At 65.0% G+C, this 14034-nt stretch carries 8 protein-coding genes and 2 pseudogenes; 7 read left to right on the forward strand and 3 right to left on the reverse strand.

Annotation, left to right across the window (positions count from 1 at the left end; genetic code table 11):
* Nucleotides 1-92: 92 nt before the first annotated feature.
* Nucleotides 93-4049 carry a DNA-directed RNA polymerase subunit beta' gene (locus tag NOF53_RS19185; RefSeq protein ID WP_255971617.1) on the forward strand — a complete coding sequence of 1319 codons (3957 nt, stop codon included), beginning with the start codon at nucleotides 93-95 and terminating at the stop codon, nucleotides 4047-4049.
* 272 nt (nucleotides 4050-4321) lie between these two features.
* On the opposite strand, the gene NOF53_RS19190 is transcribed toward NOF53_RS19185, so the two are convergent.
* Nucleotides 4322-4834, reverse strand: coding sequence for a SixA phosphatase family protein (locus tag NOF53_RS19190; protein WP_255971619.1), 513 nt, complete (start codon nucleotides 4832-4834; stop codon nucleotides 4322-4324).
* Nucleotides 4835-5004: 170 nt separating this feature from the next.
* Nucleotides 5005-6021: pseudogene (locus NOF53_RS19195) on the reverse strand (aldo/keto reductase).
* A gap of 135 nt (nucleotides 6022-6156) precedes the next feature.
* On the opposite strand from NOF53_RS19195, the pseudogene NOF53_RS19200 reads away from it, so the two are divergent.
* A pseudogene (locus tag NOF53_RS19200) lies at nucleotides 6157-6989 on the forward strand (helix-turn-helix transcriptional regulator).
* On the opposite strand, the gene NOF53_RS19205 reads toward NOF53_RS19200, so the two are convergent.
* Nucleotides 6990-7769 (reverse strand): acyl-[acyl-carrier-protein] thioesterase, encoded by a 780-nt coding sequence (locus NOF53_RS19205; protein WP_255971621.1) that lies wholly within the window; start codon nucleotides 7767-7769, stop codon nucleotides 6990-6992.
* 187 nt (nucleotides 7770-7956) lie between these two features.
* Here NOF53_RS19205 and NOF53_RS19210 point away from each other — a divergent pair, with 187 nt between their 5' ends.
* From NOF53_RS19210 to NOF53_RS19230, 5 genes are all read left to right on the forward strand, one after another.
* A complete protein-coding gene (locus tag NOF53_RS19210) occupies nucleotides 7957-9618 on the forward strand; it encodes an FAD-dependent oxidoreductase (protein ID WP_255971623.1) in 1662 nt (553 codons plus the stop codon).
* Nucleotides 9619-9654: 36 nt separating this feature from the next.
* Nucleotides 9655-10629 (forward strand): NADPH:quinone oxidoreductase family protein, encoded by a 975-nt coding sequence (locus NOF53_RS19215; protein ID WP_255971625.1) that lies wholly within the window; start codon nucleotides 9655-9657, stop codon nucleotides 10627-10629.
* Nucleotides 10630-10713: 84 nt separating this feature from the next.
* Nucleotides 10714-11184 carry a MarR family winged helix-turn-helix transcriptional regulator gene (locus NOF53_RS19220; protein ID WP_255971627.1) on the forward strand — a complete coding sequence of 157 codons (471 nt, stop codon included), beginning with the start codon at nucleotides 10714-10716 and terminating at the stop codon, nucleotides 11182-11184.
* Nucleotides 11181-12710 carry a DHA2 family efflux MFS transporter permease subunit gene (locus NOF53_RS19225; protein ID WP_255971629.1) on the forward strand — a complete coding sequence of 510 codons (1530 nt, stop codon included), beginning with the start codon at nucleotides 11181-11183 and terminating at the stop codon, nucleotides 12708-12710. Before NOF53_RS19220 ends, NOF53_RS19225 begins: the two co-directional genes overlap by 4 nt.
* A gap of 161 nt (nucleotides 12711-12871) precedes the next feature.
* Nucleotides 12872-13969, forward strand: coding sequence for an LLM class flavin-dependent oxidoreductase (locus tag NOF53_RS19230; RefSeq protein WP_255971631.1), 1098 nt, complete (start codon nucleotides 12872-12874; stop codon nucleotides 13967-13969).
* Nucleotides 13970-14034: the final 65 nt, after the last annotated feature.

Genomic DNA, 14034 nt, shown 5'->3' on the forward strand with positions numbered 1-14034 from the left:
TCAGGGCCCGGGGGCGTAGTTCACATTTGAATTGGCAGTCAGGTATCGGCGGCCACCGCTGATCCACAATCCCTCTGGGGAAAGGAAGTTACGTGCTCGACGTCAACTTCTTCGATGAACTCCGCATTGGCCTCGCCAGTGCAGAGGACATCCGCAATTGGTCCTACGGCGAGGTCAAGAAGCCGGAGACCATCAACTACCGCACGCTCAAGCCCGAGAAGGACGGCCTCTTCTGCGAGAAGATCTTCGGCCCCACCCGGGACTGGGAGTGCTACTGCGGTAAGTACAAGCGTGTCCGCTTCAAGGGCATCATCTGTGAGCGTTGCGGCGTCGAGGTCACTCGCGCCAAGGTTCGCCGTGAGCGCATGGGCCACATCGAACTGGCTGCCCCGGTCACCCACATCTGGTACTTCAAGGGTGTGCCCAGCCGCCTCGGCTACCTGCTCGATCTTGCGCCGAAGGATCTCGAAAAGATCATCTACTTCGCTGCGTACGTCATCGTGGGTGTCGACGAGGAGCTGCGTCACAACGAGCTCTCCACGCTCGAAGCCGAGATGCAGGTCGAGAAGAAGGCGGTCGCCGATCAGCGTGACGCCGACCTCGAGGCCCGCGCGCAGAAGCTCGAAGCCGACATCGCAGAGCTCGAGGCCGAGGGTGCGAAGTCCGACGTCCGCCGCAAGGTGAAGGACGGCGGCGAGCGCGAGATGCGTCAGCTCCGTGACCGCGCCCAGCGTGAGCTGGATCGTCTCGACGAGATCTGGACCACCTTCACCAAGCTGAGCGTCAAGCAGCTCATCGTCGACGAGCTGCTCTACCGCGAGCTGGTCGACCGCTACGGCGAGTACTTCACCGGTGCCATGGGCGCCGAGTCGATCCAGAAGTTGATGGAGAATTTCGACATCGACGCCGAAGCGGAGAACCTGCGCGAGACCATTCGCAGCGGCAAGGGCCAGAAGAAGCTCCGTGCGCTGAAGCGTCTCAAGGTTGTCGCAGCGTTCCAGACGAACCAGAACTCGCCGATGGGCATGGTTCTCAATGCCGTTCCGGTGATCCCGCCGGAGCTGCGGCCGATGGTGCAGCTCGATGGTGGACGTTTCGCCACGTCCGACCTGAACGACCTGTACCGCCGCGTCATCAACCGCAACAACCGCCTCAAGCGACTGATCGACCTCGGTGCCCCCGAGATCATCGTCAACAACGAGAAGCGGATGCTGCAGGAGTCGGTGGACGCACTCTTCGACAACGGCCGTCGCGGCCGTCCGGTCACCGGTCCCGGTAACCGCCCGCTGAAGTCCCTGAGTGACCTGCTCAAGGGCAAGCAGGGTCGATTCCGTCAGAACCTGCTCGGTAAGCGCGTCGACTACTCGGGTCGTTCCGTTATCGTCGTCGGTCCCCAGCTGAAGCTGCACCAGTGTGGTCTGCCCAAGCTGATGGCTCTCGAGCTGTTCAAGCCGTTCGTGATGAAGCGCCTGGTCGACCTGAACCACGCGCAGAACATCAAGTCCGCCAAGCGCATGGTGGAGCGTCAGCGCGCCCAGGTGTGGGACGTTCTCGAAGAGGTCATCGCCGAGCACCCGGTTCTGCTGAACCGTGCGCCGACGCTGCACCGCCTGGGCATCCAGGCCTTCGAGCCGCAGCTCGTAGAGGGCAAGGCCATCCAGCTCCACCCGCTCGTGTGTGAGGCGTTCAACGCCGACTTCGACGGTGACCAGATGGCCGTGCACCTTCCGCTGTCCGCGGAGGCGCAGGCCGAGGCGCGCATCCTGATGCTGTCGTCGAACAACATCCTCTCGCCCGCGTCGGGTCGACCGCTCGCCATGCCGCGTCTGGACATGGTCACCGGTCTGTACCACCTGACCCGGTTGGACGAGGGCGCCATCGGCGAGCTGAAGGCTTCCGACGGGGAGGGCGCCGAACAGGGCGTCTACTCCTCGCCTGCCGAAGCTCAGATGGCCGTCGATCGTGGCGCGCTGGTCGTGCAGGCGAAGATCAAGGTGCGGCTCACGCAGCAGCGCCCGTCGCGCGACCTCGAGTCGGAGCTGTTCCCCGAGGGCTGGAACTACGGTGACGGCTGGACCGCGGAGACGACCCTGGGTCGTGTGCTCTTCAACGAGCTGCTCCCGGCCGACTACCCGTTCGTCAACGAGCAGATGCCGAAGAAGCGTCAGGCGACGATCATCAACGACCTCGCCGAGCGTTACCCCATGATCGTGGTCGCGCAGACCGTCGACAAGCTGAAGGACGCCGGCTTCTACTGGGCCACGCGTTCCGGTGTGACGGTCTCCATCTCCGACGTCCTCGTGCCGCCGGAGAAGGCTCAGATCATGGAGTCCTTCGAGGCTCAGGCCGATCAGATCGAGAAGAAGTACCAGCGTGGTGCTCTGAACAAGACCGAGCGCAACAGCGCATTGGTCAAGATCTGGTCCGAGGCCACCGACCAGGTGGGTAAGGCCATGGAGGCGCACTTCCCCGACGACAACCCGATCCCGATGATCGTGAAGTCCGGCGCCGCCGGCAACATGACTCAGGTTCGTTCGCTCGCCGGTATGAAGGGCCTGGTGACCAACCCGAAGGGTGAGTTCATCCCGCGTCCGATCAAGTCTTCCTTCAAGGAAGGCCTGACCGTCCTCGAGTACTTCATCAACACGCACGGTGCCCGTAAAGGTCTGGCAGATACCGCCCTCCGTACCGCCGACTCGGGTTACCTGACCCGTCGTCTGGTGGATGTCTCGCAGGACGTCATCGTCCGCGAGGAGGATTGTGGAACCGAGCGGGGCATCATCACCACGATCGCGGAGAAGCAGGCCGACGGCACGATGATCCGCGACGCGCACGTGGAGACGAGCACGTACGCTCGTACTCTGTCAGCCGATGCGGTGGACGAGAACGGCAACGTGATCGTCGAGCGTGGACATGACCTGGGCGACCCGGCAATCGACGCGCTGCTCGACGCGGGCATCACGAAGGTCAAGGTCCGTTCGGTGCTCACCTGCACCACGGGAACCGGCGTCTGCGCCACCTGCTACGGCCGCAGCATGGCCACCGGCAAGCTGGTCGACATCGGTGAGGCCGTCGGAATCGTCGCCGCGCAGTCCATCGGTGAGCCCGGTACCCAGCTGACCATGCGTACGTTCCACCAGGGTGGTGTCGCCGGAGAAGACATCACCGGTGGTCTGCCGCGTGTTCAGGAGCTGTTCGAGGCCCGCGTCCCCAAGGGCAAGGCCCCGATCGCCGACGTCACCGGCCGTGTCCAGCTCGAGGACGGCGACCGCTTCTACAAGATCACCATCGTCCCGGACGACGGTGGCGAAGAGGTTGTCTACGACAAGCTCTCGAAGCGGCAGCGTCTGCGTGTCTTCAAGCACGAGGACGGCACCGAACGCCTTCTGGCCGACGGTGACCACGTCGAGGTCGGTCAGCAGCTCATGGAAGGTGCTGCCGATCCCCACGAGGTGCTGCGTGTCATGGGTCCCCGCCAGGTGCAGATCCACCTCGTCAACGAGGTCCAGGAGGTGTACCGGAGCCAGGGTGTGTCGATCCACGACAAGCACATCGAGGTCATCGTGCGCCAGATGCTGCGTCGCGTGACGATCATCGACTCGGGTGCCACGGAGTTCCTGCCCGGTTCGCTGACCGAGCGGGCAGATTTCGAGGCGGCCAACCGTCGGGTCGTCTCCGAAGGTGGCGAGCCTGCGGCCGGTCGTCCGGTGCTCATGGGTATCACGAAGGCATCGCTGGCCACCGACTCGTGGTTGTCTGCGGCGTCGTTCCAGGAGACCACTCGCGTGCTGACCGATGCGGCCATCAACTGCCGCTCGGACAAGCTGATCGGTCTGAAGGAAAACGTGATCATCGGAAAGCTGATCCCTGCTGGTACCGGTATCAACCGTTACCGCAACATCCAGGTTCAGCCCACCGAAGAGGCACGCGCTGCGGCGTATGCGGTTCCGTCGTACGACGACCAGTACTACAGCCCGGACGGCTTCGGCCAGAACACCGGTGCTGCAGTGCCGCTGGACGACTACGGGTTCAGCAACGATTACCGGTAGGGGCGCAGCCCCTGTGAGTGGTTGACGAGTCCCAGGACTCGTCGGCGACTCATCCCAGAGTTGGCCCCACCCCTCTCTCTTCGGGGGTGGGGCCTTTTCTGTCTCTTGTCGGCGGAAGTCGGTGCCAGTCGACCATTCCCGGCCGGCCGGCCGGCTAGCGTGGCGCCGGCACGGGTCCGGGGTCCTGGTGGCTGCTCGGGTTCTGGAGTGCCCACCTGCTGATCGTGGTGCTGGGCATTGTTGCCGTCGTGGGCCGAACGGTGTTCCGAGTTCTACCGCGGAACGTGAAACCTGGTCAGTGACGCCGCGCTCGAGGTCAGTTCGGCCCAGCTACACGGCACGGTGAGTACGGCGAGCGCGGACGTCGGAAACTTCTCGCGCATCGACGCAGCGTCCCCGGTATCGGGATTGCCCGCCAGATCGAGTGCGGTCGAGGGCATTCCGGGGTCGTGTCCGACGACGAGCAAAGTGCGCACCGATGCGTCGGTCTGTGCGATCTCGGCCAGCACCTGTGCCGGGTACGCGCCGTAGAGCGCCTCGGTGAAGGTTGTCGGCGCCGCGACCCCGGTTTCGTCGAGGGTGTCGCGGGTGCGCACGGCTGTCGAGCACAACACCGCATCGACGGGTGGTTGCGTCGCCCGCAGCCAGTCGCCGGCCATCGCGGCCTGGCGTCGGCCCCGTGGGGCGAGGGGTCGGTCGTGATCGGCGACTCCCTCGGGGTATGCCGACTTCCCGTGCCGCATGAGGATGAGCGTGCGGCTGCGCGGCGTGTTGTGCGAGGCCATGGCTAGACGCTAGAGCATGCCGGGGAGATGTCGAGACGGCCACGGCACCGGCGATCCGCGGCCAGCCCGATGGCCCCGACGACACAGTTCCCCGGTCTCTCGGATTGCGGTTGATCACCGCGGACCGACCCGGCGTCGGTGGCATCACTCGACCGGCGGGAAGCCGCGCACTAGCCCTGCCCGACCGTGCTCCGTTCACTGTCGAGCTGGGCCATCTGAGCGGGCGCGTAGCGGTCTCCCGCGACCGCGGAATCGGGAACCGCCGCAGCGAGGCTCGCCAGCTCCGCGGCGCTCAAATGCACGTCGAGGGCGCCGAGCGTTTCGGTGAGGCGGACGACCTTGCGCGCGCCGACGACCGGCACGATGTCTTCGCCCTGCGCGAGAACCCAGGCGATCGCGAGCTGTGCGACAGTCACCCCGTGTTGCGCGGCGATCTCGGCCAGGGTCTCGACGAGGCGCAGATTCTGCCGGAGGTTCTCGCCCTGGAAGCGGGGACTGTGCGCGCGGAAGTCATCGAGTGCGAGCGTGGCACCGGCACGCAGCGAGTCGCTGAGCAGACCGCGGGAGAGCACCCCGTACGCGGTGATGCCGATACCGAGGTCGCGGCACAGGGGAAGGATCTCGTTCTCGATGCCGCGGGAGATCAGCGAATACTCGATCTGCAGGTCGGCGATGGGGTGCTCCGCGGCCGCGCGGCGGATCGTCTCGGGGCCCACCTCCGACAGGCCGATGTGCCGAACGTAGCCGGCCTCGACCAGTTCGCCGATCGCGCCGACGGTGTCCTCGATCGGCACGCTGGGATCGAGGCGGGCGGGACGTAGATGTCGATGTGATCGACGCCGAGCCGCTGCAGCGAGTACGCAAGGAAGTTGCGGATCGAGTCGGGCCGGGTGTCGACCCCGCCCCAAGTGCCTCCCGGTCCGCGCAGCCCACCGAATTTCACACTCAACGTCACGCCCTCGCGCCTGCGGCCGGTAAGCGCCTTGCCGATCAGGGTCTCGTTGTGCCCGGACCCGTAGAAGTCGCCGGGTGTCGATGAGGTCGATTCCTGAGTCGAGAGCAGCGTGGATCGTTGCGGTCGATTCCGCGTCATCCGACTGGCCGTACGTCCCGGACATGCCCATGGCGCCGAGTCCGATCCGGCTGACGGTGGGGCCCGTGGTGCCGAGTGAGGTTCTGGTAGTCATCATGTGCTCCTTGTGGTCGGTCTTGTTGTGGAACTGCCACCAGCTTGATCGGGGTGCGGCATGACAACCAGAGACCCTTCATCGGGGGACCGGAGATCCCTGGCAGTGCACCTACGCGTGGGGCACAGTTTGTCCATGGACCGCACCGAATTGGCCGACTTCCTCCGCCGTCGCAGGGAGCAGTTGGTTCCCGCGGATGTGGGCTTGCCGCCGGGTGTTCGGCGCCGGACACCGGGGCTACGGCGCGACGAGGTCGCATTGCTCGCCGGTCCACCGACTACTACACCCGGCTCGAACAGGCGCGCGGACCGCACCCGTCGACTCAGGTACTGGCCCCCCTCGCGCGGGCGCTGCGGCTGACCGATGACCAGCGTGACCACCTCTACCTGTTGTCGGGGCACGTGCCACCGATGCGTGCGGCAGGGGACAAGCACGTCGGGCCGGGCCTGCCGCATTTGCTGGACAAGCTCGACGACACTCCGGCCTGCGTCATCTCCGACCTCGGTGAGGTGCTGATGCAGAACCGCATGCACGTCGCGCTGTTCGGTGATGCGTCCGCGTTTTCCGGTCTCGACCGCTACCTACCGTGGCGGTTCTTCGCGCACCCGGAGGAACGCTTGATGTTTCCTGAGGAGGAACGCGATCGGCTCGCCGCCAACCAGATCGCCGATCTGCGGGCCACGGCGGCCCGCCGGGCGGGGGACGCCGACGTGACGGAGTTGGTGAACCGATTGCACGAGTGCAGTCCAGAGTTCGCGGCGCTGTGGGACCGCCACGACGTGGCGGTCCGGCGCTCCGACACGAAGAGCGTGCTCCACGTGGGGGTCGGACGGGTCGATCTCGTGTGTGAGACGCTGCTGACCCTGAGCGCCTATCAGAATCTGCTGGTGTACCTGCCGCAGCCGGGCTCCGACGCCCGGGCGAAGCTCGACTTGTTGCGGGTGATCGGCACTCAGCAGATGGTCTGATCAGACGGAGAGGGGTCCTACCTTGGCCACTGCCCGCAGGGTGTCGTCGACGAGAAACCACACCGTCAACGACGTGTCGTCGCGGCGGGCGCGGAGAAGGATCTTGTCTGTCGACACGATGGGTGCCAGGTATTCGAGCACGGCGCGGTGTGGGTTGTCGACGAGGCGGCCGCCACCCGGATGCTCGTGATCGGCCAGCAACTCTTCGACGGCCTGCCAGTAGACGGCATTGTTGACGTGGTCGAACGGGTCGATGTCGGTGCGGCGCAGAGTGAATGCCGTCTCCTCGACGCCCTCCTCGTCGGCGGACGGAGCGTTCTCGACCAGCCAACGCTTCCACTTCAACCGTGTTTCGTTCGCGGACTCACCCAGAGCGTCGATGAACCCGTCCTCGATACGCGTCGGCATCCCGGTTTCGGCGCTGATGTGAATCCAGAATCCTTCGGTCTCGATCAGGGCGCCTTTTTCACCTTCGATCTGTACGCGCATGTTCGTCCAGCGGGTCGACAACCCTGAGCACCAGCGGCGAAGGTGCACGCGTTCGGGCCACACCGCCGGACGCACGATGTCGATGACTGTGCGGCGGACGATCCACAAGGGGTGACTGTCGGCAGCGTCGACGGCCTCGAGGTTGTCCAGTCCGGCGTCCTGCAAGTAGCGGGCGATCCCGTCGAGCCGCAGTCGCTTCGCGGCGTCTATGTCCCCGGTGCGTACGGGCCAGGAGGTCTCGAAAACGCGACCGCGATCGGGGAGCACGGCCAGTGGCTGATCGAGTGACAAGGGGCGTTCCTTCGCTCGTGGACAGTCTCCTGATTCTCGCATTTGCCGGCGAGGGTTGTTCGGGGACGCGTTTCTCAGTACAGTTTCTATAACTGTTACTTCGTGTAACACAAACGAGCCTTGCATGACAAACGAGTATGCAAGGCATCCGAGCTCGATGGTCCGAACAGGTGTGAGGAAACCGCAAATGGCATATGTCATCACTCAGGCGTGCTGCAACGACGCGAGCTGTGTCTCCGCTTGCCCCGTGAACTGCATTCATCCGACGCCGGAGGAGCGGGAGTTCGCGCAGACCGAGATGCTCCACATCGACCCCGAAACCTGCATCGACTGTGGCGCGTGTGTCGACGCGTGTCCCGTCGACGCGATCTTCCCGGAAGACAAGCTGCTGGGGTCGCTCGCCCGCTACAAGGACATCAACGCCGATTACTACACGACCAACCCCATGCCGACGGGGTGGATTCCGCTCACTCCCGCCACCCCGCCGCGCCGCGACCTGGGAAAGCTGCGGGTCGCCGTCGTGGGTGCCGGTCCCGCTGCGTGCTACGCCGCCGGTGAGTTGCTCGAGCGCTCCGACGTCGAGGTGGAGATGTTCGAGAAGCTGCCTACGCCGTGGGGCCTCGTCCGTGCGGGCGTCGCGCCGGACCATCCCGGCACCAAGGAAGTGACGCGGATGTTCGAGTGGAGCCTCGACCGCCCGAACTTCGAGTTCCACCTCAACGTCGAGGTCGGCTCCCACATCACCCACGACGAGCTCCTCCAGAACCATCACGCGGTCATCTACGCCGTGGGCGCGTCGAGTGACCGTCGTTTGAACATCCCCGGTGAGGACCTGCCCGGAGTGCACGCCGCCACCGAGTTCGTGGCCTGGTACAACGGCCACCCGGACTACGCGAACCGCACGTTCGACCTCTCCGGGAAGCGAGCAGTGATCGTCGGAAACGGCAACGTCGCGCTCGACGTCGCCCGCATTCTCACGCTGAACGTGGAGGAGCTGGAACGGACGGACATCGCCGACCATGCTCTTGCTGCGCTGCGAAACAGCAACATCGAGGAGGTCGTTCTCCTCGGCCGCCGCGGCCCCGCTCAGGCCGCGTACAGCAATCCCGAGTTCCTTGCGCTCGGCGATCTCGAGAACGTGGACATCGTCATCGACGACGCCGAACTCGAGCTCGATGCGGGCAGTCGCGCGCTGCTCGACGACCCGGCCACCGCCATGAAGGTCCGGCTCGCGCAGGAGTTCGCCGCGCGCACCCCGCGGCCCGGAAACAAGCGCATCGTGTTCCGCTATCTGACGTCTCCGCTCGAGATCACGGGTTCCGAGAGGGCAGAGGCCCTGTGCTACGGACGCAACGAACTCGTCGTCGACGAGTCCGGTGCTCTCATCGCCCGGCCTCTCGGCGAGTCCGGCTCGCTGGACGCCTCTCTCGTGCTCCGCTCCATCGGCTACCGCGGCAAGCCCGTGGGTGGTGTCGCGTTCGACGAGAAGAGGGGCGTGATTCCCAACGAACGCGGACGGGTGTCCGACCGGGTGTATGTCACCGGGTGGATCAAGCGTGGTCCCAGCGGCGTCATCGGGACCAACAAGGCATGCGCCAAGGAAACGGTCGCCGCACTGCTCGCGGACTTCGAGGCGGGCAAGCTTCGCGGCGACGTCGGAACCCGTAAGGACGTCAAGAAGCTCGTCGAGCGCCGGCAACCGGAGCGGATCGGTTTCACCGGCTGGCGGGCGATCGACAAGGTCGAGACCACGCGTGCGGAAGGCTCCGGCCGACCCCGGGTGAAGATGACGGACAAGGTCGAGATGGTGGCCGTCGCCCGCAAGCGGAAGCGTCTGTTTGCTCGTTGATCACTTCCGTCACCACTACGCGTCTAGTCTTCGAGAATGCGCGCAGTGGTGGTAACGGAACTGTCCGGGCCGGACGGCATGACGGTGCGGGAGGTGCCCGAACCGCCGGCTGACGGTGCAGTGCTCATCGACGTCCGAGCTAGTGGGGTGTGTTTCCCCGACCTGCTGATCAGCTACGGCAAGTACCAGATTCGGCCCGAGCCGCCTTTCGTTCCCGGGGCGGAGGTGGCGGGGGTTGTCGTGTCGGCGCCGCCGGACTGTGGGTTGGAACCCGGCAGGCGGGTGCTGGCCGTCTCTCACGTCGGGGGATATGCCGAGCGGGTGGTGGTGCCACCCGCTCAGGTGTTGCCGATCCCCGACTCTTTGAGTTTCGAGGCTGCGGCGTCACTGATCGTCAACTACCAGACGATGGAGTTCGCACTGGAGCGGCGGGCGCAGTTGCGGTCCGGCGAGACGGTCGTGGTGCTGGGAGCGGCGGGCGGTGTCGGTACGTCGACGATCCAGCTGGCGAAGGCGCACGGCGCCCGGGTGATCGCCGTCGTCCGACGCGACGGTGCCGAGGACTTCCTCCGCGAATTGGGGGCGGACGAGGTCGTGCAACTCCAGGAGGGCTGGGGCGAGCATGTGCGCGCGCTGACCGGTGGTGTGGGCGCACAGGTGGTTGTCGATCCGGTCGGCGGTGACGCATTCGACGAAGCGGTGCGGGTGCTGGCTCCGGAAGGCCGGCTGGTGGTCATCGGGTTCGCGGGTGGAGCGATCCCCGAGGTGAAGTTGAATCGTGTGCTCTTCCGCAACATCAGTATCGTCGGAGCTGCGTGGGGCGAGTTTCTCCGTACCGAACCCGGCGCATTGGCGGAGGTACACGCTGCGCTTCTCCGGCACGTCGAGCAAGGGTTGACGCCATTGGTGAAGAGTCGATATTTGCTCGACGATGCCGCTGAGGCCCTCCGCGACCTCGAGGCGGGGCGGGTATTGGGCAAAGCCGTGCTCGTGCAGGACCGCGAGCGCTAGTGCCGGTGTGATTCCCGACACCGAGAATTCGGTTGCGTCATAGTTGCTCTTGGGCAATAGTTGCATAAGCGCTAGCATTTCGGGGTGGCCGAGAACTCTCCTGCTCTTCTCTTCGATGTACTGAACGATTTCTTCTCGCAAGTGTTGAGTGTGGGGGAGTCGGAGTCCATGGACGCCCTGATCGAGCTGGACCTCACGTTCTCTCAGGTACGGATGCTCTTCGCGCTGTCGCAGCACGGTGAGCCACTTCCGATCAACGAGGTGGCGGAACGGTTACGGCTCTCGGTGGCAGCAGCCGGTCGGAACGTCGACCAGCTCGTGAAACTCGGTCTCGTCGTTCGTCAGGAGGACGACCGTGACCGACGGGTCAAGCGAGTGTCCTTGTCGGAGGCAGGAAACAAGGTGGCCAACCAGCACATCGAATGCAAGCGTGATCAGTTGCGACAGTTCGCATGGCGGGTTCCGGAGAATGAGCGGGCTCGACTGATCGAGGCCTTACGACCGATCCTCGCAGGAAACTGCCTGCGAGGACCCAACCAGGAGATACCCCGATGACATCGCCGAACGCCGCGCCCGCGGTGCCCGACAAGCTCGACGGCACGGTCCTCAAGATCGCGTCGGTGGTGGTGCTCGGCGCCATCATGTCGATTCTCGACGTCACGGTGGTCAGCGTGGCGCTGCCTACGTTCGCCTCCGAGTTCGACACCACCTACGCCACCGTGGCGTGGACGATGACCGGGTACACGCTCGCGCTCGCGACCGTCATTCCCCTTACCGGGTGGGCGGCCGACAGGTTCGGCACCAAGCGTCTGTACATGACCGCACTGATCCTGTTCGTCCTCGGCTCGGTGCTGTGTTCCTTCGCCTGGGACATCACGACGCTGATCGGGTTCCGCGTGCTCCAGGGTCTCGGCGGCGGCATGTTGATGCCCCTCGGCATGACGATCATGACGCGGGCAGCCGGGGCGGATCGAGTCGGGCGCGTCATGGCGGTGCTCGGTATCCCGATGCTGCTCGGACCCATCGGCGGCCCGATCCTGGGTGGCTGGCTGATCGAGGCCGCCAGCTGGCACTGGATCTTCCTGATCAACTTGCCCATCGGCATCATCGCCCTGGCTGCTGCGTTCATCATCCTGCCGTCCGACAACGCGTCGCCGTCGGAATCTTTCGACTTTCTGGGGATGCTGTTGCTTTCGCCCGGCCTGGCGCTGTTCCTTTTCGGTGTGTCGTCCATTCCCGAGGTCGGGACCGTTGCCTCGGCGAGAGTGCTGGTGTCCGGCGGGATCGGGCTGGTGCTCATCATCGCGTTCGTGTTCCACGCGCTCCGCAAGGATCACCCGCTCATCGACCTCCGCCTGTTCAAGAACCGGCAGTTGTCGGTTGCGGTCATCACGACGTCGCTGTTCATCGTCGCGTTCATGGGTGCCGGGCTGCTCTTCCCGAGCTACTTCATTCAGGTCGGGGGTCACACCACCCTCGCTGCCGGCTTGCTGATGGCTCCGCAGGGTATCGGTGCAATGCTGACCATGCCGATCGCCGGACGGCTCGTCGACAAGATCGGTCCGGGCAAGATCGTGCTCACGGGTCTTCCGCTGATTCTGATCGGTCTCGGGGTATTCACTCAGGTGTCGGCGGACTCGCCGGCATGGCTGCTGATGGGCGCACTGTTCGTGATGGGCCTCGGCATGGGTTGCACCATGATGCCGCTGATGACCGCAGCCATCGTCACGCTGTCCCACGAGCAGGTGGCGCGCGGTTCGTCGCTGATGAACATCGTTCAGCAGACCGCGGGTTCGATCGGTACCGCCGTCATGTCCGTGGTGTTGACCAACCAGCTGCTCGACCGTGGTCTCGACAACCAGACCGTTGCCATGCAGCACGTTCCCGAGGTGGCCGCGCAGCAGCCCCCCGGCACGGTCGACAGCATTCTGAACGCCGCCGCCGACGCGTTCGGCAACACCTTTATGGTGGCAACAGTGCTCATCGCGCTGACCCTGATCCCGGCGTTCCTGTTGCCGCGCAAGAAGACGGTCAATCCGGCACTCGAAGACGAGAGCGCGCCGCAGGTCATGATGCACTGATCGGCTGCGCAGGCGATTTCGAGGTCTCACGTCGAAGGGCGGCAAGCACTCTGGTGCTTGCCCCCCTTCGGTGTTGCCCGAAGGTTCCGGAATACCCGCACATGGTTGAATGTTGTATCAGATGCAGGTAAGCGCACGACGTTATGGTCGGGAGGACTCTCATGCAGTTCGGAATCTTCACAGTCGGCGATGTGACGACGGACCCCACTACCGGTCGCACTCCCTCCGAGCACGAGCGCATCAAGGCGATGACCACGATCGCCGCGCATGCCGAAGAGGTCGGGCTCGACGTCTTCGCGACCGGCGAGCATCACAATCCGCCCTTCGTCCCGTCGTCTCCGACCACCATGCTGGGCTACCTCGCGGCGAGGACGGAGAAGATCATCCTGTCGACGTCGACAACGCTGATCACCACCAACGATCCGGTGAAGATCGCCGAGGACTACGCCATGCTGCAGCATCTCGCGGAGGGACGCGTGGATCTGATGATGGGCCGTGGCAATACGGCTCCGGTCTATCCGTGGTTCGGTCAGGACATTCGTCAGGGCATTCCGCTGGCGCTCGAGCACTACCGGTTGCTGCGCCGACTCTGGGACGAGGAAGTCGTGGACTGGAAGGGGCAGTTCCGTAGCCCGTTGCAGGGCTTCACCTCGACGCCGCGACCGCTCGACGGTATCGCGCCGTTCGTGTGGCACGGCTCCATCCGCAGCCCGGAAATCGCGGAGATCGCCGCATTTCACGGCGACGGCTTCTTCGCGAACAACATCTTCTGGCCGAAGGAGCACTACATCGCGCTGATCGATCTTTACCGCGAGCGCTATGAGCACTACGGTCACGGGCGCGGCGATCAGGCAATCGTCGGATTGGGTGGGCAGGTGTTCATGCGGAAGAACGCGCAGGACGCCGTCGACGAGTTCCGGCCCTACTTCGACAACGCCCCGGTCTACGGGCACGGTCCGAGCCTCGAGGACTTCGCCGACCAGACGCCCTTGACGGTCGGGACGCCGGAGCAGGTGATCGAAAAGACGCTGACGTTCGCCGACTTCTTCGGTGACTACCAGCGGCAGCTGTTTCTGGTCGACCACGCGGGGCTTCCCTTGAAGACGGTGCTCGAGCAGCTCGACCTGCTCGGAGGCGAGGTGGTTCCGGTGCTGCGCAAGGAGTTCGCGGCGCGCCGTCCGGCTCATGTGCCGGAGAATCCGCCGACACATGCGTCGATGACGGCCGATCGGGCGCTGACCGATGCCGCCCGTCTGTAGAACGGATGTGGCGCCTGTCGGCCGGTCGAGACTCGCAGCGTCACTACACTTCGTACCGCGCTGAG

Origin of the sequence: Rhodococcus tibetensis (genome assembly GCF_024438035.1) — a bacterium.
Classification (GTDB): domain Bacteria; phylum Actinomycetota; class Actinomycetes; order Mycobacteriales; family Mycobacteriaceae; genus Rhodococcus_F; species Rhodococcus_F tibetensis.

What these genes read in the sequence shown, in the direction of transcription:
- NOF53_RS19230 (WP_255971631.1), top strand. Translation starts at nt 12,872, where the DNA reads ATGCAGTTCGGAATCTTCACAGTCGGCGATGTGACGACGGACCCCACT.
- NOF53_RS19225 (WP_255971629.1), top strand. Translation starts at nt 11,181, where the DNA reads ATGACATCGCCGAACGCCGCGCCCGCGGTGCCCGACAAGCTCGACGGC.
- NOF53_RS19210 (WP_255971623.1), top strand. Translation starts at nt 7,957, where the DNA reads ATGGCATATGTCATCACTCAGGCGTGCTGCAACGACGCGAGCTGTGTC.
- NOF53_RS19215 (WP_255971625.1), top strand. Translation starts at nt 9,655, where the DNA reads ATGCGCGCAGTGGTGGTAACGGAACTGTCCGGGCCGGACGGCATGACG.
- NOF53_RS19190 (WP_255971619.1), bottom strand. Translation starts at nt 4,834, where the DNA reads ATGGCCTCGCACAACACGCCGCGCAGCCGCACGCTCATCCTCATGCGG.